Origin of the sequence: Streptomyces sp. SID486, from assembly GCF_009865385.1 — a bacterium.
Classification (GTDB): Bacteria; Actinomycetota; Actinomycetes; order Streptomycetales; family Streptomycetaceae; genus Streptomyces.
Map to the genome: position 1 here is coordinate 1 of NZ_WWJT01000098.1, position 21,524 is coordinate 21,524.

24 protein-coding genes, 2 pseudogenes and 1 riboswitch are annotated in these 21,524 nt (G+C 71.7%); of the genes and pseudogenes, 12 read left to right on the forward strand and 14 right to left on the reverse strand.

From position 1 onward, the window contains the following. Positions 1 to 58: 58 nt before the first annotated feature. The 7 genes and pseudogenes from GT045_RS04930 to GT045_RS04960 form a co-directional block, all read right to left on the reverse strand. Entirely contained in the window at positions 59 to 433 is a 375-nt protein-coding gene (locus GT045_RS04930) for a hypothetical protein (protein WP_161333393.1), read from the reverse strand. Between the two features lie 10 nt (positions 434 to 443). Beyond that, positions 444 to 980, reverse strand: coding sequence for a roadblock/LC7 domain-containing protein (locus GT045_RS04935; RefSeq protein WP_161333394.1), 537 nt, complete (start codon positions 978 to 980; stop codon positions 444 to 446). 31 nt (positions 981 to 1,011) lie between these two features. Next, positions 1,012 to 1,263: pseudogene (locus GT045_RS39475) on the reverse strand (transcriptional regulator); the annotation flags it as partial. Further along, positions 1,262 to 1,696: pseudogene (locus tag GT045_RS04945) on the reverse strand (sigma-70 family RNA polymerase sigma factor); the annotation flags it as partial. The pseudogenes GT045_RS39475 and GT045_RS04945, both read right to left, overlap by 2 nt. Before the next feature lie 183 nt (positions 1,697 to 1,879). Then, positions 1,880 to 2,266: a hypothetical protein gene (locus GT045_RS04950; RefSeq protein ID WP_202515879.1), complete on the reverse strand. Its 387-nt coding sequence runs from the start codon at positions 2,264 to 2,266 to the stop codon at positions 1,880 to 1,882. A gap of 169 nt (positions 2,267 to 2,435) precedes the next feature. Beyond that, positions 2,436 to 3,014: a hypothetical protein gene (locus GT045_RS04955; protein WP_161333395.1), complete on the reverse strand. Its 579-nt coding sequence runs from the start codon at positions 3,012 to 3,014 to the stop codon at positions 2,436 to 2,438. 335 nt (positions 3,015 to 3,349) lie between these two features. Continuing rightward, positions 3,350 to 4,951, reverse strand: coding sequence for a glycoside hydrolase family 20 protein (locus tag GT045_RS04960; RefSeq protein WP_345942546.1), 1,602 nt, complete (start codon positions 4,949 to 4,951; stop codon positions 3,350 to 3,352). A 211-nt stretch (positions 4,952 to 5,162) separates the two neighbouring features. Here GT045_RS04960 and GT045_RS04965 point away from each other — a divergent pair, with 211 nt between their 5' ends. The 9 genes from GT045_RS04965 (at position 5,163) to GT045_RS05005 (ending at position 11,625) form a co-directional block, all read left to right on the forward strand. Further along, positions 5,163 to 5,711: a 2-oxo-4-hydroxy-4-carboxy-5-ureidoimidazoline decarboxylase gene (locus tag GT045_RS04965; RefSeq protein ID WP_161296065.1), complete on the forward strand. Its 549-nt coding sequence runs from the start codon at positions 5,163 to 5,165 to the stop codon at positions 5,709 to 5,711. A gap of 213 nt (positions 5,712 to 5,924) precedes the next feature. Further along, complete coding sequence (gene sdhC / locus GT045_RS04970) at positions 5,925 to 6,305, forward strand: succinate dehydrogenase, cytochrome b556 subunit (RefSeq protein WP_161296063.1); 381 nt, start codon at positions 5,925 to 5,927, stop codon at positions 6,303 to 6,305. A gap of 8 nt (positions 6,306 to 6,313) precedes the next feature. Next, entirely contained in the window at positions 6,314 to 6,802 is a 489-nt protein-coding gene (locus tag GT045_RS04975; RefSeq protein ID WP_161296061.1) for a succinate dehydrogenase hydrophobic membrane anchor subunit, read from the forward strand. A 19-nt stretch (positions 6,803 to 6,821) separates the two neighbouring features. Then, positions 6,822 to 8,576, forward strand: a complete 1,755-nt coding sequence (gene sdhA, locus GT045_RS04980) for a succinate dehydrogenase flavoprotein subunit (protein WP_161296059.1) — start codon at positions 6,822 to 6,824, stop codon at positions 8,574 to 8,576. Next, positions 8,576 to 9,355, forward strand: a complete 780-nt coding sequence (locus tag GT045_RS04985; protein WP_161333396.1) for a succinate dehydrogenase iron-sulfur subunit — start codon at positions 8,576 to 8,578, stop codon at positions 9,353 to 9,355. The genes sdhA and GT045_RS04985 overlap by 1 nt, the downstream gene beginning before the upstream one ends. Before the next feature lie 117 nt (positions 9,356 to 9,472). Further along, on the forward strand, positions 9,473 to 9,883 hold the full coding sequence (locus GT045_RS04990; protein ID WP_161296054.1) for a VOC family protein: 411 nt from the start codon (positions 9,473 to 9,475) through the stop codon (positions 9,881 to 9,883). 85 nt (positions 9,884 to 9,968) lie between these two features. Continuing rightward, positions 9,969 to 10,376, forward strand: a complete 408-nt coding sequence (locus tag GT045_RS04995) for a hypothetical protein (RefSeq protein WP_161296052.1) — start codon at positions 9,969 to 9,971, stop codon at positions 10,374 to 10,376. 5 nt (positions 10,377 to 10,381) lie between these two features. Continuing rightward, on the forward strand, positions 10,382 to 10,876 hold the full coding sequence (locus GT045_RS05000) for a DCC1-like thiol-disulfide oxidoreductase family protein (protein ID WP_161333397.1): 495 nt from the start codon (positions 10,382 to 10,384) through the stop codon (positions 10,874 to 10,876). Positions 10,877 to 10,887: 11 nt separating this feature from the next. Next, on the forward strand, positions 10,888 to 11,625 hold the full coding sequence (locus GT045_RS05005; RefSeq protein ID WP_161296051.1) for a TetR family transcriptional regulator: 738 nt from the start codon (positions 10,888 to 10,890) through the stop codon (positions 11,623 to 11,625). 205 nt (positions 11,626 to 11,830) lie between these two features. Here the strand turns inward: GT045_RS05005 and GT045_RS05010 are convergent, their stop codons facing one another. Together GT045_RS05010 and GT045_RS05015 are read right to left on the reverse strand one after the other, a co-directional pair. Further along, on the reverse strand, positions 11,831 to 13,375 hold the full coding sequence (locus GT045_RS05010) for an ABC transporter substrate-binding protein (RefSeq protein ID WP_161333398.1): 1,545 nt from the start codon (positions 13,373 to 13,375) through the stop codon (positions 11,831 to 11,833). 226 nt (positions 13,376 to 13,601) lie between these two features. After that, entirely contained in the window at positions 13,602 to 13,841 is a 240-nt protein-coding gene (locus tag GT045_RS05015; RefSeq protein ID WP_161296046.1) for a hypothetical protein, read from the reverse strand. A gap of 88 nt (positions 13,842 to 13,929) precedes the next feature. Here GT045_RS05015 and GT045_RS05020 point away from each other — a divergent pair, with 88 nt between their 5' ends. Further along, a complete protein-coding gene (locus GT045_RS05020) occupies positions 13,930 to 15,180 on the forward strand; it encodes a D-alanyl-D-alanine carboxypeptidase (protein ID WP_345942545.1) in 1,251 nt (416 codons plus the stop codon). Here GT045_RS05020 and GT045_RS05025 read toward each other — a convergent pair. Further along, the gene (locus GT045_RS05025) at positions 15,128 to 16,048 is read right to left on the reverse strand and encodes a YihY/virulence factor BrkB family protein (protein ID WP_161288386.1); all 921 of its coding nucleotides are present in this window, start codon (positions 16,046 to 16,048) and stop codon (positions 15,128 to 15,130) included. The two genes, GT045_RS05020 and GT045_RS05025, sit on opposite strands and share 53 nt — an antisense overlap. A gap of 85 nt (positions 16,049 to 16,133) precedes the next feature. Here GT045_RS05025 and GT045_RS05030 point away from each other — a divergent pair, with 85 nt between their 5' ends. Further along, on the forward strand, positions 16,134 to 16,895 hold the full coding sequence (locus tag GT045_RS05030) for an SDR family NAD(P)-dependent oxidoreductase (RefSeq protein WP_161333400.1): 762 nt from the start codon (positions 16,134 to 16,136) through the stop codon (positions 16,893 to 16,895). A gap of 20 nt (positions 16,896 to 16,915) precedes the next feature. Here the strand turns inward: GT045_RS05030 and GT045_RS05035 are convergent, their stop codons facing one another. The 4 genes from GT045_RS05035 to GT045_RS05050 all read right to left on the reverse strand — a co-directional run bounded on the left by GT045_RS05035 (position 16,916) and on the right by GT045_RS05050 (position 20,971). After that, complete coding sequence (locus tag GT045_RS05035; RefSeq protein WP_161288382.1) at positions 16,916 to 17,497, reverse strand: 2'-5' RNA ligase family protein; 582 nt, start codon at positions 17,495 to 17,497, stop codon at positions 16,916 to 16,918. Positions 17,498 to 17,647: 150 nt separating this feature from the next. Next, positions 17,648 to 18,664: a tryptophan--tRNA ligase gene (gene trpS, locus GT045_RS05040; RefSeq protein ID WP_161288380.1), complete on the reverse strand. Its 1,017-nt coding sequence runs from the start codon at positions 18,662 to 18,664 to the stop codon at positions 17,648 to 17,650. Between the two features lie 144 nt (positions 18,665 to 18,808). Beyond that, positions 18,809 to 20,263 carry a glycine hydroxymethyltransferase gene (locus GT045_RS05045; protein ID WP_161288378.1) on the reverse strand — a complete coding sequence of 485 codons (1,455 nt, stop codon included), beginning with the start codon at positions 20,261 to 20,263 and terminating at the stop codon, positions 18,809 to 18,811. A gap of 32 nt (positions 20,264 to 20,295) precedes the next feature. After that, a riboswitch (ZMP/ZTP riboswitch) is annotated at positions 20,296 to 20,384 on the reverse strand. 86 nt (positions 20,385 to 20,470) lie between these two features. After that, positions 20,471 to 20,971 (reverse strand): nuclear transport factor 2 family protein, encoded by a 501-nt coding sequence (locus tag GT045_RS05050; protein WP_237538356.1) that lies wholly within the window; start codon positions 20,969 to 20,971, stop codon positions 20,471 to 20,473. 47 nt (positions 20,972 to 21,018) lie between these two features. Between GT045_RS05050 and GT045_RS05055 the strand changes: the two genes are divergently transcribed. Further along, positions 21,019 to 21,524: TetR/AcrR family transcriptional regulator (locus tag GT045_RS05055; protein ID WP_161333401.1), on the forward strand; the 506-nt coding region annotated here is incomplete at its 3' end.

Genomic DNA, 21,524 nt, shown 5'->3' on the forward strand with positions numbered 1-21,524 from the left:
GGCGACGCGGCCCCGGGCGGGGCCCGCCGCCGCGCCGCGGCCGTCGCCTGAGCGGCCGTCAGACCTCCAGTTCCTCCTCGATCCGCTTCAGCTGGTGCCGGGCCATCGCCAGGTTGGCCCGGCTCGCGTCCAGGACCAGGTAGAGGAACAGGCCGTTGCCGCCACGGCTCTTGAGCAGGCGGATCAGGTGGTACTGGTCCGACAGGCTGATGAGGATGTCCTCGATGTCGCCCTTGAGGCCGAGCATCTCCATCGTGCGCATCTTGGCGCGGATGACGTCCGTGTTGCCGGCCGCGGCCACGTTCAGGTCGAAGCTCTTGCTGCCGCCCATCGTGCCCAGCGCCATCCCGCTGGTGTAGTCGACGAGGGCGACGCCGGTGGCGCCCTCGATCGAGGTGAGGGCTTCCTTCAGTGCGGTCTCGGTGTTGGCCATGATGGTCCTCTCAGCTGTCTGTCGCGGTGCGTGTCTCAGCGGTGCGTGTCTCGGCAGTGCGTGTCTCGGGGGTGCGTGTCTCGGCGGTCGTGGTGCGTGGCGCGCGTGCGGCGCGGGTGCGTGCGGGGGGGATCCGCGCGGCCGTGGGCACGGCCCGGGCGGCGGCCTCGGCGGCGTCCAGCAGCTCTCCGATGCGGGCGCCGGCCCGGCGGCCCTCCAGGTGCAGCCGGCCGACGTTGACCCGGTCCTGGGCGAGCAGCGTCAGCACGGCGGTACGGCCGGCCGCGTAGGTGGCGACGTAGCCGCGCTCGCCGCGCACCAGCAGCTCCCGGAAGCCGCCGTGGCCGGTGGCGTCGGAGACCCGTACGGCGACGCCGAGCGAGGCGGCGGTCAGCGCGGCCAGCCCCTCCGGGTCGACGCCGGGGGTGTCGTGGGCGACGACGAGGCCGTCGACGCCGGCCGCGAGGGCGCCGGTGAGCTGCGGTACCCGGGTGCGCAGCCGGTGCAGCTCGTCCAGGACGGTCCGCAGGTCCTCTTCGGCCACCATCAGGTCTCTCCTCTCGGCGGGGCGGTGCCGTTCAAAGCGCCTCCAGCGCATCCCTGAGCCTCTTCAGCAGCGCGATGTCGGGGTCGGTGGTGACCGGGTGGGGCGGGGGCGGTACGAGGGCCGGTGGCGCGGGTGCCGTCGGCGCGATGTGCCCGGCCGCCGTCAGCCGGCGGACGTCGACCAGCGTGTGGAACGCCTGCCGGCCCAGATTCCGGGCGATGTCGGCCGCCGTGCGCAGTCCGTCCACGCGGTCCAGGACCGCCCGCTGCCGGGGCGTGACCGGCGCCGCCGTCGAGGCCGACGACCACCCGCAGCAGGACCGCCTCCGCCTGGTCCCGGGGCAGCGCCCGCACCAGTTCCAGCGCGCGTTCGGTGGACAGCGACTCCAGCGCCTGGTCGTGGGTGCTGTGCCGGTCCGGCAGTTCCAGGGCGTCCTCTTCGAGCCGGGCCGCCCGCGGCCGTACCCGCTGCCGGCGCAGCTGGTCCAGCGCGCGGTGCCGGGCGATGGTCGCGGTCCAGCCGCGGAAGCCCGCACCGTCGCCCTGGAACCGGCCGAGGTCCCGGGCGATCTCCAGCCACGCCTCGGAGGCGACGTCCTCCGCCTCCTCGCCGACCAGGCCCCGCAGGTAGCCCAGCAGGCCGGGCTGCACGATCCGGTAGGCCACCGCGAAGGCGGTCTCGTCACCCTGCTGGGCCCGCGCGACGGCCTCGCCCAGCTCGCCGTCACGCGGCTGCGGGCGGCGGGACCGCCCTCCCTGGCCCGAGCCCGTCCCCGTTCGTGCCGAGTTCCTGGCCACTGCGTGGCGCCACCTCCCGGTGCGTCTCGCTCCGGCCGTGTCCGTCGCCCTCCACGATCACCAGCGTCGGCCCAGGCGGAAGTGTCACAGCCGGCCGGCCGGTCAGCCGGGAGCCGTCGCGTCCCGGCACAGCAGGCGGAGCGAGCCGTGGCCGCCGTAGCAGCGGCGGGCCTCGTCGATCGGGTCCCACAGCCGGCCGTCGGGGGTGCGCACCCAGTGCTCGCCCCCGGTCGCCCACCACTCGGCACCGGTCCGGCGGACGATCACCTCCCCGGCGTAGGCGCCGAAGCCGCGCAGCACGCTCTCGACGGCCGCGTACGGAGGCCCTTCCCGGCGTATGTCCTCGATCACCCGGTCCACCCGCCACAGACTCTGCGCCGAGTAGTCGAGCCGCACCCGCGCGCCCTCACGCATCGTCGCCACTGTGTCCGCGGCCCACCGCACGGGTTTGGTCGCGGCGTGCGGCCTGGTGACCTGCTGCGCTGTCATGTACCGGGCTGTCGGGTGAGCTGTCACATGGGCTGTCGCATGGGCTGTCATGTAAGGGAGAGCGGGCCCGCGACGCGTTCTGTCACTGCATTTCGAAACGTTTCTCCGACGTTCCGCCAACCGCCGCAGGACCGTCCCACGTCCACCGCAGGAAGGTCACAGGTCCCCCTCACGCCCCGGGTTCCGCGGCGCTGCGGGCCCGGCGGGAGACCACCGCGCGCAGCACCCGGCGGCCCTCCACCGACACCTCCAGTGCCCCGCGCAGTCCCTGGGCGCCGTGTCCGGCGAGCAGCTCCAGCACCGCGGCCTGGCGGCGCAGCTCGGCCGCGACGAGCGGGGGCAGGTCGGCCGTGTCCCCGGCCCGCCCGGCGTCCGGGGCCTCCGCGGCCGTACCGGCATCGGCGGCCGGGTCGAGCAGCCGGTGGACGCGCAGCGAGGCGAGCGAGCACGCGTCGGCCCAGGGCCGTAGCGCCGCGGCGCCGCGCTCGGCCGGGGCCGACTCCAGCATGCTGCGGGTGAGCCGTACGGCCTCGTCGCCGACGGGCTCGACGGGCTCGACGGGGCCGAGCGCGGCCCGGGCCAGGGTCAGGGCGGCGGCCCAGTCGGCGCCGTCGGCGAGGCACGCCCACAGGGGGCGCAGCAGCTCGTCGTCGCCGCCGAGCAGCGGCAGACACCGATCCAAACAAGCCAGGCCGCCGGCGGCCAGTCCGCGTTCGTCGGCCTGTGCGATCAGGTCCACCAGGCTCATGAATGTCTCCCTCGCCAGGGCGCCGACCGGTACGGAGCCCGCATTTCCCCTTACTGCGTGCGACGGCGCGGGAGTGTCACAGCCGCGGGTTTTCAGCCAAGGGACGGCGTCGGCAGCTCGTCGGAGACGACCTTGCGCTCCTGTATCCGGGTCAGCCGCAGGACCACCACGACGGCGAGGACGGCCGGGTCCGGTCCTCAGCAGGGCTCACGGCCAGGTCCGGTCCTCCGCCGGGCTCACGGCCGGGTCCGGTCCTCCGCCGGACTCACGGCCGGGTCCGGTCCTCCGCCGGACTCACGGCCGGGTCCGGTCCTCCGCCGGACTCTCGGCCGTTCTCAGCCCAGCCGGTCCGCCAGCTTCCGGAAGTCGGTCCAGGACAGCGCCGGCCTGCCCGGGTCCCACAGCTTCTGCACGGTGGCCCGCAGCGGCATCCGCACACCCGCGGCGACCTGGTCCTGGGTCTGCGCGGAGGGGAAGTCGCCCCACACCGCGAACGTCCCGCCGAGGATCTGCCCGTCGTAGCGCGCCGGTACGGCGGTCGTGCCGCGCACCACCCGCGGGTTCCACTGCTCGTAGATGCGCTGTCCCGTCGGGTAGACGAACGTCTGCGGCTGTCCGAGGACGTAGTAGAGGAACTCGTCGTTGTAGTTGACGACCTGCCGTCCGGCACTCAGGTACTCCGCCGGCTGCCGGGCGCCGATCTCCTTGCCGGTCCAGTAGGCGACCTGGAGATCCTTGGCGGGCTGCACGGAGGTGTCCCGGAAGAAGCCGTCGTTCCACGCCCGCATCGTGCGGCCGTGGGCGCGGACGGTGTCGGCGCGGTCGTTCAGCCAGCCGGTGGCCAGGTCGGCGACGGTGCCGCCGGAGCCGTAGCGCTGCCGGGCGGCGGCGGCCAGCTGTGGGTAGGAGGACTGCGGGTCACGCACCGTCAGCGCCTGGTACTCGTCGCCGCCGAGGTTCCACCGGCCGCCGGTGAACAGCCCGGCGTACTCGTCGAGCAGGTCGTCGACGATCTTCGCCGAGGCGGGATCGGAGATGTCGATCGCGCCCCTGGTCGCCACCCCGTTCGCGTTGCGCAGCTGGAGGTCGGGGTGGGCGGCGATGACGGCCCCCAGGTGTCCCGGCGAGTCGATCTCGGGCACGACGGTGATGTGCCGGCTGTCCGCCAGCCGCACGATCTTCCTGACCTGCGCCTTGGTCAGATGGTCCGGCGAGACGATCTCGGGGTGGGTGCTGGACTGGATCCGGAATGCCTGGTCGTCGGAGAAGTGCAGGCCCAGCTCGTTGTACTTCAGGTCGCCCAGCTCGCGTATCCGGTCCTCGATCCAGGACTCGCTGTACGGCTTGCGCGCGATGTCCAGCATGAACCCGCGCACCGGCTTGGCCGGCTCGTCCCGTACGACGCCCTCGGGTGCCGTACCCCCGCCGTGCACCTCCTGCTTCAGGGTGCGGGTGCCGTAGAAGACGCCCGCCTCGCCGGGCCCCCTGATGTCGACCCGCCCGTCCCGGACGGTCATCGTGTACGACTCCCGGTTCCCGCTCCCGCCGAGCGCGAGCCGCACGTCGCCCGCCCGCACGGCGTCGGTACGGCCCGCGTACGTCAGCCCCAGCTCCCCGGCCACGAGCCGCCCCTCGTCGGCCAGCCCCGCGTCGCTCACGACCACCCGTCCGCCGGCGCGCGGCCGCCAGCCGGGCCCGCGCGCCGCGGTGTGGGAGCGCACCGCGGGTATGGTGCGCGGCGTCCGGGACAGCGGGTAGCTCCGGGTCGGGCTGGGGCTCGCCGACGGCGCGGCCGGCTGTGCCGGGTCGGCGCCGGAGACCCGGCCGGAGGACGAGTGCCGTGCGCTTCCCGCCCGCTCGCCGCCACCCCCGTCCGACGAGGCCCACACGCCGACGCCCGTGCCGAGCGCGATCGTGCCGACGAAGGCGGCGGCCACGACCGCCCGCTTGCGTATCACGTGCCGCGCCGAAGCCCGGTGCCTGTGCTGGGTCACGCTGCCAACGTACGACCACTCCCCGGACCGGTGGTCACCTGAACGAACCGAAACTCTCCCGTCCGAGTGAAAATCAGGTATCCCTCGGACACAGCATGACCACTCTCGATAACCTGACGACACACATTTCACAGCATCCCCTGCCACACCACATGTGACGCGAGGACCCACGCTGCCCGCCCACCACCTGCCGTATCTCCCCACGCCTCTCGACGCCTTCAACACGGCCCCCGCCGACGAGGCACGGGCCCTTCTGCTGCACTGCCTGCACAGCGTGCGCTGGTCCGACCGGATCGCCGCCCACCGGCCGTATCCCGACCCGGAGGCCCTGCTGGCGGCGGCGGACGAGGCGGCGTACGACCTCGCACCGGCCGACCTGGCCGAGGCGCTGGCCGGCGAGTCGATGCCCGAGCTGCCGGAGGACACCTACTCGGCGGCCCACATGGCGCTCGGCGCGGCGCACGCAGCGTACGAGGCGAGATTCGGACACGCGTTCGTCATCTATCTGGGTGACGTCCCTCACGCCGAGACCATCGACCGCATCCTGGAAGCCATCCGGTCACGATTGACGAACGATCGGGAGGAGGAGCGGGTCACGGCCGCGGAGGAGCTGCGCCGCCTGGCCCGAGGACGGCTGCTGCGCCTGCTGGACGGCGCGCGGGACCGCGCGGCCAGCCACAACGCGTCCGCACCCGGGAGATAACGGGACGTCTCGCCCCCGATCCCGCCCCGAGCCCGCTCCTGGGCCGCTCGGGCTAGCCCAACCGCGTGCCACTTCGATCACACAGGTAGGCCCCCTGTAAAGCACAGCGCACCGCCTCGCTACGATGCTGGGGGCCGGTGGACCGTACCCGGCCGGGCCCGACCGACAGTGAAGCCGGCGCGGCCCTAGTCCCCGCTCCCGGAGGGTTCTTCCGTGCCGGCTGGAACGCTGTACCGCGGCCGGGAAGGAATGTGGTCCTGGGTGGCTCACCGAGTCACCGGCGTCCTCATCTTCTTCTTCCTGTTCGTCCATGTCCTGGACACCGCTCTCGTGCGTGTCTCCCCCGAGGACTACGACAAGGTCGTAGCCACGTACAAGACGCCGATCGTCGCGCTGCTGGAGTACGGCCTCGTCGCCGCCATCCTCTTCCACGCGCTCAACGGCCTGCGCGTCATCGCCGTCGACTTCTGGTCGAAGGGCCCGCGCTACCAGAAGCAGATGTTCCGGGCCGTCGTCGTCGTCTGGCTCCTGCTGATGATCGGATCGGTCTACTCGGTCCTGGGCCACGCCTACCGTGTCCTCTTTGGGAGCTGACGCCGCCAATGACGAACAACGCGACTGAAACCACCGCGTCCGGAGTCGGCCCCGTCGAGGACGCCCCCGTCTACACCGTCGACAACCCGGCCCCGCTGATCGAGGCGCCGCGCAGGCGCACCAAGAAGACCCCGAAGTCCACCCGTGGCAACTTCGAGATGGCGGCCTGGCTGTTCATGCGGCTGTCCGGCATCGTGCTGGTCGTCCTCGTGCTCGGCCACCTGCTGATCCAGCTGTTCCTGGACGGCGGCGTCTCCAAGATCGGCTTCGCCTTCGTGGCCGGCCGCTGGGCGTCCCCGTTCTGGCAGGTCTGGGACCTGGTGATGCTGTGGCTGGCGATGCTGCACGGCTCCAACGGCCTGCGCACGATCATCAACGACTACGCGGAGCGCCCCACCAGCCGGCTGTGGCTGAAGGCGCTGCTCTACACCGCCACGGTGTTCACCATCCTGCTCGGCACGCTGGTGATCTTCACCTTCGACCCGAACATCCGCTAGGCACGGGGCTGCGAGAATCATGAAGATCCACAAGTACGACACCGTCATCGTCGGCGCCGGCGGCGCGGGCATGCGCGCCGCCATCGAGGCGACGAAGCGCAGCCGCACCGCCGTGCTGACCAAGCTCTACCCCACCCGCTCCCACACGGGTGCCGCGCAGGGCGGCATGGCCGCCGCGCTGGCCAACGTGGAGGAGGACAACTGGGAGTGGCACACCTTCGACACGGTCAAGGGCGGTGACTACCTGGTCGACCAGGACGCCGCCGAGATCCTGGCGAAGGAGGCCATCGACGCCGTCCTCGACCTGGAGAAGATGGGCCTGCCGTTCAACCGGACCCCGGACGGCACCATCGACCAGCGCCGCTTCGGCGGGCACTCCCGCAACCACGGCGAGGCCCCGGTCCGCCGGTCCTGCTACGCCGCGGACCGCACCGGCCACATGATCCTCCAGACGCTGTACCAGAACTGCGTCAAGGAGGGCGTGGAGTTCTTCAACGAGTTCTACGTCCTGGACCAGCTGATCACCGAGGTCGACGGTGTCAAGAAGTCGGCCGGTGTGGTGGCGTACGAGCTGGCCACCGGCGAGATCCACATCTTCCAGGCGAAGGCCGTGATCTACGCCTCCGGCGGCACCGGCAAGTTCTTCAAGGTGACGTCGAACGCGCACACCCTCACCGGTGACGGCCAGGCCGCGGTCTACCGCCGCGGGCTGCCGCTGGAGGACATGGAGTTCTTCCAGTTCCACCCGACCGGCATCTGGCGCATGGGCATCCTGCTCACCGAGGGCGCCCGCGGTGAGGGCGGCATCCTGCGCAACAAGGACGGCGAGCGCTTCATGGAGAAGTACGCGCCGGTCATGAAGGACCTCGCGTCCCGTGACGTCGTCTCGCGCTCCATCTACACGGAGATCCGCGAGGGCCGCGGCTGCGGTCCCGAGGGCGACCACGTCTACCTGGACCTGACCCACCTGCCGCCGGAGCAGCTGGACGCCAAGCTCCCGGACATCACCGAGTTCGCGCGGACCTACCTCGGCATCGAGCCCTACACGGACCCGATCCCGATCCAGCCGACCGCGCACTACGCGATGGGCGGCATCCCGACCAACGTCGAGGGTGAGGTCCTGGCGGACAACACCACCGTCGTCCCCGGTCTGTACGCGGCCGGCGAGGTCGCCTGCGTGTCGGTGCACGGCGCCAACCGCCTGGGCACCAACTCGCTGCTGGACATCAACGTCTTCGGCCGCCGCGCGGGCATCGCCGCCGCCGAGTACTCCCACAAGGCCGACTTCGTCGAGCTGCCGGAGAACCCGGAGGCGCTGGTCGTCGAGCAGATCGAGCGGCTGCGCAACTCCACCGGCAACGAGCGGGTGGCGACGATCCGCCGCGAGCTGCAGGAGACCATGGACGCCAACGTCATGGTGTTCCGCACCGAGCAGACGATCAAGACGGCCGTCGAGAAGATCGCCGAGCTGCGCGAGCGCTACCGCAACGTGTCGATCCAGGACAAGGGCAAGCGCTTCAACACGGACCTCCTGGAGGCCATCGAGCTGGGCAACCTGCTCGACCTGGCCGAGGTCATGGCGGTGTCCGCCCTGGCCCGCAAGGAGTCCCGCGGCGGTCACTACCGTGAGGACTACCCGAACCGCGACGACGTCAACTTCATGCGCCACACCATGGCGTACCGCGAGGTCGGCGCCGACGGCTCGGAAACCGTCCGTCTCGACTACAAGCCGGTCGTCCAGACCCGCTACCAGCCGATGGAGCGTAAGTACTGATGGCTACCCCTGTTCTGGACAAGGCGGACGCGGCCGGCCAGCCCGAGCCCGGCTTCGCCGACTCCCCGTACATCACGGTCACCTTCCGGATCCGCCGGTACAACCCGGAGGTCTCGGCCGAGGCGACCTGGGAAGACTTCCAGCTGGAGATCGACCCCAAGGAGCGGGTCCTCGACGGCCTCCACAAGATCAAGTGGGACGTCGACGGCACCCTCACCTTCCGCCGCTCGTGCGCGCACGGCATCTGCGGCTCGGACGCGATGCGGATCAACGGCAAGAACCGCCTTGCCTGCAAGACGCTGATCAAGGACATCAACCCCGAGAAGCCGATCACGGTCGAGCCCATCAAGGGCCTGACGGTCCTGAAGGACCTGGTCGTCGACATGGAGCCGTTCTTCCAGGCGTACCGGGACGTCATGCCGTTCCTCGTCACGAACGACACCAACGAGCCGACGCGTGAGCGGCTGCAGTCCGCCGAGGACCGCGAGCGCTTCGACGACACCACGAAGTGCATCCTCTGCGCCGCGTGCACGTCCTCGTGCCCGGTGTTCTGGAACGACGGCCAGTACTTCGGTCCGGCCGCGATCGTGAACGCCCACCGCTTCATCTTCGACTCGCGTGACGAGGCCGGTGAGCAGCGGCTGGAGATCCTCAACGACCGCGACGGCGTGTGGCGCTGCCGCACGACCTTCAACTGCACGGACGCCTGCCCGCGCGGTATCGAGGTCACCAAGGCGATCCAGGAAGTGAAGCGGGCGCTGATCACGCGCCGCTACTGAACGCGGGTACCCGGCGCCCCGTCGTGATGCGCTGACGGGACCACCCCTGAGCCCCACCGGACGTCCGTTCCGGTGGGGCTCCTCGCATACCGGGTGGGCGGCTCTTAATCTGACGACATGTCAGACGAAGAGTCGTACGAACTGCTCGGTTTCGACAACGTGCTGCTCCCCGTCGGTGACCTCGGCGAGGCCGTCGCCTTCTACCGGCGGGCCGGGTTCACCGTGGGGTTCCGGTTCGACGAGGCCGGGATCGCGCAGCTGAAGGTCGGCGGGGAGACACCCGGCATCCTGCTGCGCGCCGAGGAGGGCCTCGGGCACCGGCCGCCGCACTGGCCCGCGCCGCGGGTCTGGCTGGAGGTGCCGGACGCGCGGGTGGCGGCGCGGGAACTGGCCGCCGCCGGCATCGAGCCGCTGGACGAGCTGTCCCAGGCGGTCACCGGCTGGACCGTGGAGATCGCCGACCCCTGGGGGAACGTCCTGGGCTTCACGGACTACACCAAACGCCCGGCACTGGGCCGCAGAAGCTGACTCCCCCATTCGGTTGAACGCGTTCAAAAAGAGGTCTACAGTCTCTCCTGTCAGCGTTTTGAACGCGTTCAAGAAGGGGTGGGGCATGGACCGCACCGTCATCGCCTACGTCATCTACCTGGTCGTCAGCATCGCGCTGACCGTCTGGGTGGCCCGCACGCTCAGCCGCAACGGCCGGATCTTCCTCGCCGACGTGCTGCGCGGCGACGAGAAGCTCGCGGGAGCCGTCAACCACCTCCTGGTCGTCGGTTTCTACCTGGTCAACCTCGGTTTCGTGGCCCTGTACCTGAGCGGTGACGACACCATCGAGGACACCCGCGGCGTCTTCGAGGCCCTGTCGACCAAGCTGGGCGTGGTCCTGCTGGTGCTCGGCGTGATGCACCTGGCCAACGTCTACGTCCTGAGCCGGATCCGCCGGCGCGGGATGCAGGAACGGGAGCAGGTGCCCCCGGTCCGGCCGCAGGAGTGGATCGCGCCGACGGCCGGGGCGTGACGGGCATGTCCGCCGTCACCTGCGCGCAGGACCGGGCCGCCGCCGGCGCTCCGGTCCGCCGGCTGACCGTCCTGTACGACGCCGGGTGCGCCCTGTGCACCCATCTGCGCCACTGGCTGGCCCGCCAGTCGCAGCTGGTCCCGCTGGAGCTGGTGCCGGCCGGCTCGGCGGGGGCGCGCGCCCGCTTCCCGGGGCTCGACCACGCCGTCACCCTCGACGAGGTCACCGTCGTCGGCGACGCCGGGCAGGTCTACCGGGGCTCGCGGGCCTGGATCGTCGTCCTGTGGGCCCTGCGCGCGTACCGCCCGCTCGCCCACCGCCTCGCCACGCCGGCCGGCGCACCGCTGGCCCGGGGTGCGGTGCTCGCGGCGGCGAAGTGGCGGGAGGAGACGCGACGGGGCGAGCGGGTGTACCGGCGGGACGACGGCTGGAGCTACCGCCCGGGCACGGGATGGAGCTACGAGCCGCCGTCCTGCTCCGGCGCCGCCGCCACTCGTTAGGCTCTTCTACCGTGCCCGCGAAGAACGACGGCCCCGAGGCCGGCCCCCAGAGCAGCAAGTCCGAACAGACCCGTGCGCTGATCCTGGAGACCGCGATGCGGTTGTTCCAGGAACGCGGGTACGACAAGACGACCATGCGGGCCATCGCCACGGAGGCCGGGGTCTCCGTGGGCAACGCCTACTACTACTTCGAGGGCAAGGAACACCTGATCCAGGGGTTCTACGACCGGATCGCCGCGGAGCACCGGGCGGTGGCCCGGGAGGTGCTGGAGCGGGAGACCGATCTGGAGGCACGGCTCGCGGGCGTGCTCACCGCGTGGCTGGACATCGCGCGGCCGTACCATGAGTTCGCGGTCCAGTTCTTCAAGAACGCCGCCGACCCGGACAGCCCGCTCAGCCCCTTCTCCCCGGAGAGCGAGCACGCGCGCGAACTGGCCATCAGCGTGCACCGCGAGGTGCTGGCCGGTTCCAAGTCCAAGGTGGCCCCCGAACTGAGGGACGTACTGCCGGAGTTGATGTGGCTGGCCCAGATGGGACTGGTGCTGTACTGGGTCTTCGACCGCACCGAGGAACGGGAGCGCAGCTACCGGCTGGCCCGGCGCGGGGCCCGGCTGACCGCCCGCGGCGTCTCCCTGGCCCGCTTCCGGGTCCTGCGCCCGCTGGTGCTGGAGATCCACGAACTGTTCACGGACTTCCTGCCGGGGATGACCAGGGCACTGCCGGACCCGGGGCGCAAGCGGGAGGAGTGATCACCCGCCGGGCCATGGACCGCCGTCGCCGCGCAACCCGCCGGGCCATGGACCACCGTCGCCGCGCAACCCGCCGGGCCATGGACCGCCGTCGCCGCGCAACCCTCCGGGCCATGGACCACCGTCGCCGCCCAGCCCCGCGGGTGATGGTCCGCCGTCTCCGCGCTACCCGCCGGGGCATGGGCCACCGTCGCCGCGCAGCCCGTCAGATCCAGCCCAGCCGCCACAGCCGGAAGACACCCGTGCCGTCCACCAGGTACTGGGCGCCGCCGACGTCCTCGGTGCTGACCACGTACTCCTTGCGCTGCCACAGCGGGATCAGCGGGACGTCATGGGCGACGTCCCGCTGGATCTCCTCGAAGTCCTTCGCGGCCCGGCTGCGGTCGGCGAACTGCTGGCTGTCCAGGATGAGATGGTCGACCAGCTTGTTGCTGTACCCGGTGCTCATGGTGGAACCGGTGCCGACCAGCGCGGCGCCGAAGGTGTCGGGGTCGGGGTAGTCGGCGACCCAGCCGACCGACCACGCGTCCATCTTCCCGGCCGCCCAGCGCTTCTGGAAGTCGGTCCACTCGTAGCCCTTGACGTCCACCTTGAACAGGCCGCCCGCCTCCAGCTGCTTCTTCAGCCGCGCGGCCTCCTCGGCGCTCGCCTCCCGGTTGATCCCGTAGCCGAAGGTGAAGCGCACCGGCAGGCTCACCCCGGCCTCGGTGAGCAGCTCCCGCGCCTTCTGCGGGCTCGGCTCGGGGTAGCTGTCGAAGAACGAGGTGGTGTGGCCGGTGATGCCGGTCGGGATCAGTGAGTACAGCGGATCGACCGTGTCCGAGTAGACCGTCGCGGCCAGCTGCTCGCGGTTGACCAGCCAGGCCAGTGCCCGGCGCACGCGCGCGTCGTGCAGCGGGGAGCCGGAGCGGGTGTTGAGGTACAGGTTGCGGGTCTCGGCGCTGTCGGAGTCGGTGACGCGCTGGTCCGGGTCGCTCGGGTTCAGCTCGGAGAGCACGTCCGGCGGCAGGGTCCTGGTGGCGACGTCGACCTGGCGGCCCTTCCAGGCGCGCTGCAGCTTCTGGGAGTCGGCGTAGTAGCGCAGCTCGATCGGGCGGCCGGTGCCGCTCAGGTACCCCCGGTAGTGCTCGTTCGGCTGGAGGTCGGCCTTCTGGCCCTTGGTGTACGACGTGAGCGTGTACGGCCCGGTGCCGTCGACACCGGTGTCGGTGCGCAGAGTGTCGGCCGGGTACTTCTCCTTGTCCACGATCACACCTGCGCCGGTGGCGACCTTCAGCGGGAAGGTGGCGTCCGAGGACGACAGGTGGAAGGTGACGGTGTGCTCGTCGTCGGCGCTCACCGAGGCGAGCGTGCCGAGCAGCGATGCCGGACCGGTGTCGGAGTTGATCTTCCTGACCCGGTCGAAGGAGTACTTCACGTCCTCGGCCGTCATCGCGCGCCCGCTCGGGAACGTGATCCCCGAGCGCAGGGTGCACCGGTACGTCCTCAGGCCGCTGCCCTCGAACGCGCAGCTCTCCGCGGCGTCCGGGACCGGCTCGACGCCGCCGGGCTCGAAGGTGAGCAGGGACTGGAAGACGTTGCTGAACAGCGCCCAGGAACCGGCGTCGTAGGCACCGGCCGGGTCGAGTGCGGTGACCGCGTCCGTCGTACCGACGGTGATGGCCTTGTCGTCGCCCCCCTGCGACGGCAGCAGCTGCCAGGCGCCGACCCCCACGACGGCGAGCACGAGCAGCGTCAGAAGAATCCGCATGCGAACAGATCGCACGGTGGTGCCCTCCCCAGGGCCGTCGAGGCCCTACCCCTGGCCCAGCACGAATCGGCCACTCCCCCATGAGTGACGCGGCTCACCTAATCACACGGGTTTCACCGTGGGGAAGGGCTTTCTGACCAGTTGTGGAAGAACTTACCGAGGCCCGGTTTCCGCCGGGTTCCACAGCTCGTTCACAGCCGGGGGAGGCGGCCCCGCGCCGCCCGCGCTATGACGTCCGGCGCAGTGCGCGCAGACCGCGCAACCCGATGCCGCCGATGACCGTCCCCCATACGAAGGACACGACCGCCAGCAGCAGATGCACCCAGAAGTACGCGGTCGGACGACCGTCGTCGAAGGCGAGCCCGCTGCCGTCCTTGACGAGATTCTTGACGAAAGTGACCCAGATGACCCAGCTCCACACCCCGAAGGCGAGCAGGAACCAGGAGACGGGGCGGCTGAGCTTCATGTCCCCAGTATCGCCGTCCGCCGCCGGGTCCGGTGCCGGGGGTGGGGCGGCCGGGACTTCACCGTCGGCTGCCGGTACGTTCTCGACCGTGCCCGCACCGAAGAAGACCGGCCGGCGCTCCTTGCTGGTCACCTCCGCCACCGCGCTCTCCCTGTCCGTCACCGCCCCCGCCGCCCTGGCCGCGCCGGCCCCCTCGACGAGTCCGACGGCCACGCCCCCGGCCCGGATGTCGACGCTCGGCGGCGCCCGGCTCGGGCAGCCGGGCACGCAGGTCAATCTCGCCCCCGGCGTCCCGGTGCTGCCCAAGGACCTGACCGCCCGCTCCTGGATCGTCTCCGACGCCGAGTCGGGCGAGGTCCTCGCCGCGCACAACGCGCACTGGCGGCTGCCCCCGGCGAGCACGCTCAAGATGCTGTTCGCGGACACGGTGCTGCCCCGCTTCTCCCGGACCACCCGGTACAAGGTGACCCCCTCGGACCTCAAGGGGGTGGGCGCCGGCTCCAGCGTGGTCGGGATAAAGGAGGGCGGCACCTACTCGGTCCAGGACCTGTGGCTCGGGGTCTTCCTGCGCTCGGGCAACGACGCCGTGCACGTGCTGTCGTCGATGAACGGCGGGGTCCGGCAGACCGTCGAGGACATGCAGGCCCACGCCGAGGAACTCCAGGCGCTGGACACGTACGTGGTCTCCCCCGACGGCTACGACGCGCCGGGGCAGGTGTCGTCGGCGTACGACCTGACGCTGTTCGCCCGGTCCGGGCTGCAGAAGAAGGACTTCCGCGACTACTGCTCCACCGTGAGCGCGAAGTTCGGCTCCGCCACGATCCGGAACACCAACCGGCTGCTGAGCGGTGACAGCGACGTCCCCGTCTACCAGGGCATCGCGGGCGTGAAGAACGGCAACACCAGCCACGCGGGCGCCACCTTCACCGGGGTCGCCGAGCGGGGCGGCAAGGTGCTGCTGGTCACGGTGATGAACCCGCAGAAGCCCGAGCACAACGAGGTCTACAAGGAGACCGCGAAGCTGTTCGACTGGGGATTCCAGGCGATCGGCAAGGTCGACGCGGTGGGCGAGCTGGCCGCGCCGCGCAGCGCCTCGTCGGCCACCGCGCGGCCGGGCGCCGGGGTGTCCCCCGGGCAGGGTGCGCAGCCGTCGCCCGGTGCCGGCGGCGGGCCCGGGGCCACCCCGGCGGCGAGTGCCACCGCCGGGACACGCTCCAGCGGTGTGGGGATCGCGCTGGCCGTCGTGGGCGGTGTGCTGGTGCTGCTCGGCGGCGGGGCGTTCCTGGTCAACCGCCGGTGGCCGCTGCCGGACCTGATGCGCCGCCGGACACGTCCGTGAGCTCGACCCCCTCCTCCTCCTTGCTGCCCGTCGCCGTCCAGGCGGAGCAGAACAGCACGAGCTTCGCGGTGAAGTTGATCCACAGCAGCAGGGCCACGGGGACGCCGAACGCGCCGTACATGCTCTTCGCCGCGACGCCCTGGATGTAGCCGCTGAGCAGCAGCTTCAGCAGTTCGAAGCCGATCGCGCCGAGCAGCGCGGCGACCACCAGGCGGCGGCGCTGCGGCTCGACCCCGGGCAGCAGTGTCAGGACGTAGAGCAGGACCAGGAAGTCGGCGAGGACGGCGACGACGAACGCGGCGACCCTCAGCAGCACGCTGCCCCAGCCGTGTTCGTCCAGTCCGGCCTCCCCGGACAGCCGGCCGACGGCGGCCGAGGCGAGGATGGACGCGGCGAGGGTGACCAGCAGGGCGCCCCCGAGACCGAGCAGGATGCCGGCGTCCTTGGCCTTGGTGAGCACCGGGTTCTCCTCGCGGTCCGGCAGCTCCCACACCGAACGCAGGCAGTCCCGCACCTGGCCGACCCAGCCTATGCCCGTCAGCAGCAGGGCCGCGCCCGCGATGACGCCGACGGTGCCGGCGTTCTCGACGAGCGACGTGAGGTCGAGGCGGCTGGAGAGGACGCCGGGGAACTGCTCGGCGATCTTGTGCTCCACCGTCTTCTGCCGGGCCGGGCTGAGTGTGGCGGCGCTGACGGCGGCGGCCACCGTCAGCAGCGGGAAGAGCGCCACGAAGCTGACGAAGGTCATGGCGGCGGCCAGCCGGGCCCACTTCACCCGGTCCAGTCGCTCGTAGGACCGCCACGCGTGCGTGGCCGTCAGCCGGATGACGATCGGCCCGATGCCGGGGAGCTTCTTCAGCCAGTCCATGATCCGACTGTGCCCGCTGCAGGGGAGCGCCAACACCGCGTTTCTCCGTCGGAACGGTCATATGCGGGCGATACGGTCAGCTGTCATGAAGGATGTCTGCGAACCGCCCACCGCACTGCCCCGGTCGTTGCTCGTCCTCGGCGGCACGTCCGAGATCGCGCTGGCCATCACGCGCCGGCTGATCGCCCGCCGCACCCGCACGGTGTGGCTGGCGGGCCGCCCGTCCCTCGCCCTGGAGCAGGCCGCCGAGAGTCTGCGCGCGCTCGGCGCGGACACCCGCACCGTCGCCTTCGACGCACTCGACCCCGGCTCCCACGACGCCGCCCTGGGCAAGGTCTTCGCCGAGGGCCCCGTCGACATGGTGCTGCTCGCGTTCGGTGTCCTCGGCGACCAGGCGCACGACGAACGTGATCCGGCCCGCGCGGTCCAGGTCGTGCAGACCAACTACACCGGGGCCGTCTCGGCGGGCCTGGTGGCCGGCCGGGCCCTCCAGTCCCAAGGGCACGGGTCCTTCGTGGTGCTGTCCGCCGCCGCCGAACGCGCTCGCCGCTCCGACTTCATCTACGGCTCCAGCAAGGCCGGTCTCGACGTGTTCGCGCAGGGCCTCGGGGACGCCCTGCACGGCACCGGTGTGCACGTCATGGTCGTACGCCCCGGGTTCGTGCGCACGCGACGGACGGCGGAACGGCCGCCGGCGTCGCTCGCCACCACGCCCGAGGCGGTCGCCACCGCCGTCGAACTCGGCCTGCGCCGGCGCTCGGAGACGGTCTGGGTGCCGGGCGCGCTACGGCTGGTGGCGTCGGCGCTGCGGCACGCGCCGCGGGCACTGATGCGCCGGCTCGGCTGAGCGGCCGGACGCGTCACCCGTCACGGCGCCACGCGCGGGACGTACATGTCGGCGTGGCCGGGCTGGGGCGGTACGACGCATCCCCCGAAGGTGTACTCGCGCAGCTTGCGCCAGACGCCGTCGGCACCCTGCTCGTACAGCGCGAACCCGGTGCAGGGCCACTCGGCGGCGTAGCCCGCCAGTTCCGCGAAGGCGCGGTCCATCGCCGCGTCGTCGATGCCGTGCGCGACGGTGACGTGCGGGTGGTACGGGAACTGCAGTTCGCGCGCCATCGGCCCGGAGGCGTCCCGCACCCGCTGCTGGAGCCGGCCGCACTCCTCGGCGCCCTCGACGACGCGTACGTAGACCACCGGCGACAGGGGCCGGAAGGTGCCGGTGCCGGACAGCCGCATCGGGAACGGCCGGCCCGCGGCGGCGACCGAGGCGAGGTGCGCGTCGACCGCCGGCAGGTCGGCCGCGTCGACCTCGGTCGGCGGCAACAGCGTGACGTGCGTGGGGATTCCCTGAGCCGCGGGGTCGCCGAAGCCCGCGCGCCGCTCCTGGAGCAGGCTGCCGTGAGGCTCCGGGACCGCGATCGACACGCCGATCGTTACGGTCCCCACGTCGTCTCCTGTCGTCGCGTCTGTCGTCTTCTCGGCCGTCTTCGTCCCGGCCGTCGGATATCGACTGTACGGCCACGGATGTCCTGTGGGCAGGCGCGGCGGAAGTGATGTGCAGCGCTCTGCCCGTGCGGACCCGTGCGGTCGTACGCCTCAGTGCTTGGCCGGGAGGAAGCCCACGCGGTCGTACGCCTGCGCGAGGGTCTCGGCGGCGACGGTGCGCGCCTTCTCCGCGCCCTTGGCGAGGATCGAGTCCAGCGTCTCGGCGTCGTCCAGATACTGCCGGGTGCGCTCGCGGAACGGCGTGACGAACTCGACCATGAGGTCGGCCAGGTCGGTCTTGAGCGCGCCGTACATCTTGCCCTCGTAGTCCTGCTCCAGCTCGGCGATCGTCCTGCCGGTGAGCGTGGAGTAGATGGTGAGCAGGTTGGAGACGCCCGGCTTGCTCTCGGTGTCGAAGCGGATCACCGTGTCGGTGTCGGTGACGGCGCTCCTGACCTTCTTGGCCGTGGTCTTCGGCTCGTCGAGGAGGTTGACGAGGCCCTTCGGCGTGGACGCCGACTTGCTCATCTTGACCGTGGGGTCCTGGAGGTCGTAGATCTTCGCCGTCTCCTTGAGGATGTACGGCCTCGGGACGGTGAAGGTCGGGCCGAAGCGGCCGTTGAACCGCTCGGCGAGGTCGCGGGTCAGCTCGATGTGCTGGCGCTGGTCCTCGCCGACGGGCACCTCGTGGGCCTGGTACAGCAGGATGTCCGCGACCTGGAGGATGGGGTACGTGAACAGGCCGACGGAGGCCCGGTCGGCGCCCTGCTTGGCGGACTTGTCCTTGAACTGGGTCATGCGGCTCGCCTCGCCGAAGCCGGTGAGGCAGTTCATCACCCAGGCCAGCTGGGCGTGCTCGGGGACGTGGCTCTGCACGAAGAGGGTGCAGCGGTCCGGGTCGAGCCCCGCGGCCAGCAGCTGGGCGGCGGCGAGCCGGGTGTTGTCCCGCAGTTCCTTCGGGTCCTGCGCGACCGTGATCGCGTGCAGGTCGACGACCATGTAGAACGCGTCGTGGGACTCCTGCAGGGCCACCCACTGGCGGACGGCGCCGAGGTAGTTGCCGAGGTGGAACGAGCCGGCGGTGGGCTGGATGCCGGAGAGCACGCGAGGTCGGTCAGCGGAAGCCATGCTGCCCATTCTCTCAGAGGCTGCGGGTGGGGTCGGCCCCCGCTGCGGGGGCGGTGTCGCCGCGGTGCGCGGGGACTGCGGGCCGTGGGTGGCCGGTCGCGCAGTTCCCCGCGCCCCTGCGTCGGCTGCCCCTGAGGGCGCCGGTCAGCCCAGGTCGACCTCGGGGTACAGGGGGAACCCGGCGACCAGGTCCGTCGCCCGCTGGGCGATCTCCTGCGCGGTCTTCTCGTCGAGGACGTGGGCCGCCTTCGAGGGGGCGCCCGACTTGGTGGTGCCCGGCTCGGTCGTCGTCAGGACGCGGTCCATCAGGGCCGCCACCTCGTCCATCTCGGCCGTGCCGAGGCCACGGGTGGTGAGCGCGGGGGTGCCGACGCGGATGCCGGAGGTGTACCAGGCGCCGTTCGGGTCGGCCGGGATGGCGTTGCGGTTGGTGACGATGCCCGAGTCGAGCAGGGCGGCCTCGGCCTGGCGGCCGGTGAGGCCGTAGGAGGTGGCGACGTCGATCAGGTTGAGGTGGTTGTCCGTGCCGCCGGTGACGAGCGTGGCGCCCCGGCGCATGAGGCCCTCGGCGAGGGCGCGGGAGTTGTCGACGATGCGCTGCGCGTAGTCCCGGAAGGCGGGCTGCCGCGCCTCGGCCAGGGCGACGGCCTTGGCGCCCATGACGTGCGGGAGGGGGCCGCCGAGGACCATCGGGCAGCCGCGGTCGACCTGGTCCTTGAGGGAGTCGTCGCACAGGACCATGCCGCCGCGCGGGCCGCGCAGGGACTTGTGGGTGGTGGTGGTGACGATCTGGGCGTGCGGGACCGGGTCGAAGTCGCCGGTGAGGACCTTGCCCGCGACCAGGCCGGCGAAGTGCGCCATGTCGACCATGAGGGTGGCGCCGACCTCGTCGGCGATCTCGCGCATGATCCGGAAGTTCACCAGACGGGGGTACGCGGAGTAGCCGGCGACGATGATCAGCGGCTTGAAGTCGCGGGCCTGGGTGCGCAGCGCCTCGTAGTCGATGAGGCCGGTGGCCGGGTCGGTGCCGTAGGAGCGCTGGTCGAACATCTTGCCGGAGATGTTCGGGCGGAAGCCGTGGGTGAGGTGGCCGCCGGCGTCCAGGGACATGCCGAGCATGCGCTGGTTGCCGAAGGCCTGGCGCAGCTCGGCCCAGTCGGCCTCGGTGAGGTCGTTGACCTGGCGGACGCCGGTCTTCTCCAGGAAGGGGGCCTCGACCCGGTCGGCGAGGACGGCCCAGAAGGCGACCAGGTTGGCGTCGATGCCGGAGTGCGGCTGGACGTAGGCGTGGCGGGCGCCGAACAGTTCGCGGGCGTGCTCGGCGGCGAGGGCCTCGACGGTGTCGACGTTGCGGCAGCCGGCGTAGAAGCGGCGGCCGACGGTGCCCTCGGCGTACTTGTCGCTGAACCAGTTGCCCATCGCGAGCAGGGTCGCCGGGGAGGCGTAGTTCTCGGAGGCGATCAGCTTGAGCATCTCGCGCTGGTCGGCGACCTCCTGGCCGATGGCGTCGGCGACGCGCGGCTCGACGGCGCGGATCACGTCGAGCGCGGCGCGGAAGGCCGTGGACTCGGCGGAGAGGGGGGCGGAATTCTCGGGCATGGGGACCTCCGGACGGTGTGCGTACGGCATTCACGTTCGGCCCAGGCGCACGGCACTCTTCCCGATCGGGCCGCTCCCTGATGGTCCGTCCCATCCCAGCGCGCCAGTCACGGCCCGCACGTCAGCCTACCGGCCACGCCGTCGCGCGCAGGTCCCCCGTCCATCATCCGGGCGGGGTGCCGAGGGGCGGTCCCGGCCGGGGCGGGGTCAGCGCAGCGGGAGGTCGGCGTCGCTGTCGTCGGCGGTCCGGGGGCCGAAGATGCGCCGGTCGGCCTCGCGGATCGGCACGTCGTCGATGCTCGCCTCGCGGCGGCGCATCAGGCCGTGTTCGTCGAACTCCCACAGTTCGTTGCCGTAGCTGCGCCACCACCGGCCCTCGGCGTCCCGGCACTCGTACTGGAAGCGGACGGCGATGCGGTCGCCGTGGAAGTCCCAGAGGCTCTTGCGCAGCGCGTAGTCCCGTTCGCGCGCCCACTTGTCGGTCAGGAAGGCGACGATCTCCTCCCGGCCGGTGATGAACCAGTCGCGGTTGCGCCAGACGGAGTCGGGTGTGTAGGCGAGGGCGACCCGGTGGGGGTCGCGGGTGTTCCAGGCGTCCTCGGCGGCCCGCACCTTCTGGCGGGCGGTCTCCGGGGTGAACGGCGGGCAGGGCGGGCGGCCTTCGGGCACGGCGACCTCCTCAGGTCGAGAACGAGCGTTCTCCATCATGGCGACTAAGGTAGAGAACGACCGTTCTCGCCGTCAAGGAGCCACGCATGCCCGCCCCCGTCACCGAGGAACAGACCCGCCTGGACCGCGAAGCGCTCCTCGACGCGGCGGAGGCGCTCTTCTACGCGCACGGCGTCCAGGCGGTCGGCATGGACCGGATCCGGGAGGAGTCCGGGCTGCCCCTGAAGCGGATCTACCGGCTCTTCGCCACGAAGGAGGATCTCGTGGTCGCCGTGCTCCGGCGGCGCGACCGGCGCTGGCGCGCGAGCCTGGCCGCCCACGTGGCGGACGTCCCGGACCCGCGCGGCCGGGTGCTGGCGGTCTTCGACTGGCTCGCCGCGTGGTTCGCCGAGCCCGGCTTCCGCGGCTGCGCCTGGATCAACGTCCACGGGGAGCTGGGCACCTCGTCCGCGCCGGTCCTGGCCGAGGTCCGGGCCCACAAGCGGGCCTTCCACGACCAGCTGGCGGCCTGGGTGCGCGCCACCGGCGTTCCGGTGGCCGAGGGGGTGTGCCTGCTCGCCGAGGGAGCCATCGTCACCGCCGGTGTCAGCGG

Excerpts from the sequence above, each read along its gene's own strand:
- GT045_RS04950 (WP_202515879.1), bottom strand. The coding sequence starts at position 2,266 with ATGACAGCGCAGCAGGTCACCAGGCCGCACGCCGCGACCAAACCCGTG.
- GT045_RS04930 (WP_161333393.1), bottom strand. The coding sequence starts at position 433 with ATGGCCAACACCGAGACCGCACTGAAGGAAGCCCTCACCTCGATCGAG.
- GT045_RS04975 (WP_161296061.1), top strand. The coding sequence starts at position 6,314 with ATGACGAACAACGCGACTGAAACCACCGCGTCCGGAGTCGGCCCCGTC.
- trpS (WP_161288380.1), bottom strand. The coding sequence starts at position 18,664 with ATGGCTTCCGCTGACCGACCTCGCGTGCTCTCCGGCATCCAGCCCACC.
- GT045_RS04985 (WP_161333396.1), top strand. The coding sequence starts at position 8,576 with ATGGCTACCCCTGTTCTGGACAAGGCGGACGCGGCCGGCCAGCCCGAG.
- GT045_RS05030 (WP_161333400.1), top strand. The coding sequence starts at position 16,134 with ATGAAGGATGTCTGCGAACCGCCCACCGCACTGCCCCGGTCGTTGCTC.
- GT045_RS05045 (WP_161288378.1), bottom strand. The coding sequence starts at position 20,263 with ATGCCCGAGAATTCCGCCCCCCTCTCCGCCGAGTCCACGGCCTTCCGC.
- GT045_RS05050 (WP_237538356.1), bottom strand. The coding sequence starts at position 20,971 with ATGATGGAGAACGCTCGTTCTCGACCTGAGGAGGTCGCCGTGCCCGAA.
- GT045_RS04995 (WP_161296052.1), top strand. The coding sequence starts at position 9,969 with ATGGACCGCACCGTCATCGCCTACGTCATCTACCTGGTCGTCAGCATC.
- GT045_RS05025 (WP_161288386.1), bottom strand. The coding sequence starts at position 16,048 with ATGGACTGGCTGAAGAAGCTCCCCGGCATCGGGCCGATCGTCATCCGG.
- sdhA (WP_161296059.1), top strand. The coding sequence starts at position 6,822 with ATGAAGATCCACAAGTACGACACCGTCATCGTCGGCGCCGGCGGCGCG.
- GT045_RS04990 (WP_161296054.1), top strand. The coding sequence starts at position 9,473 with ATGTCAGACGAAGAGTCGTACGAACTGCTCGGTTTCGACAACGTGCTG.
- GT045_RS04955 (WP_161333395.1), bottom strand. The coding sequence starts at position 3,014 with ATGAGCCTGGTGGACCTGATCGCACAGGCCGACGAACGCGGACTGGCC.
- GT045_RS05015 (WP_161296046.1), bottom strand. The coding sequence starts at position 13,841 with ATGAAGCTCAGCCGCCCCGTCTCCTGGTTCCTGCTCGCCTTCGGGGTG.
- GT045_RS04935 (WP_161333394.1), bottom strand. The coding sequence starts at position 980 with ATGGTGGCCGAAGAGGACCTGCGGACCGTCCTGGACGAGCTGCACCGG.
- GT045_RS05000 (WP_161333397.1), top strand. The coding sequence starts at position 10,382 with ATGTCCGCCGTCACCTGCGCGCAGGACCGGGCCGCCGCCGGCGCTCCG.
- GT045_RS05010 (WP_161333398.1), bottom strand. The coding sequence starts at position 13,375 with ATGCGGATTCTTCTGACGCTGCTCGTGCTCGCCGTCGTGGGGGTCGGC.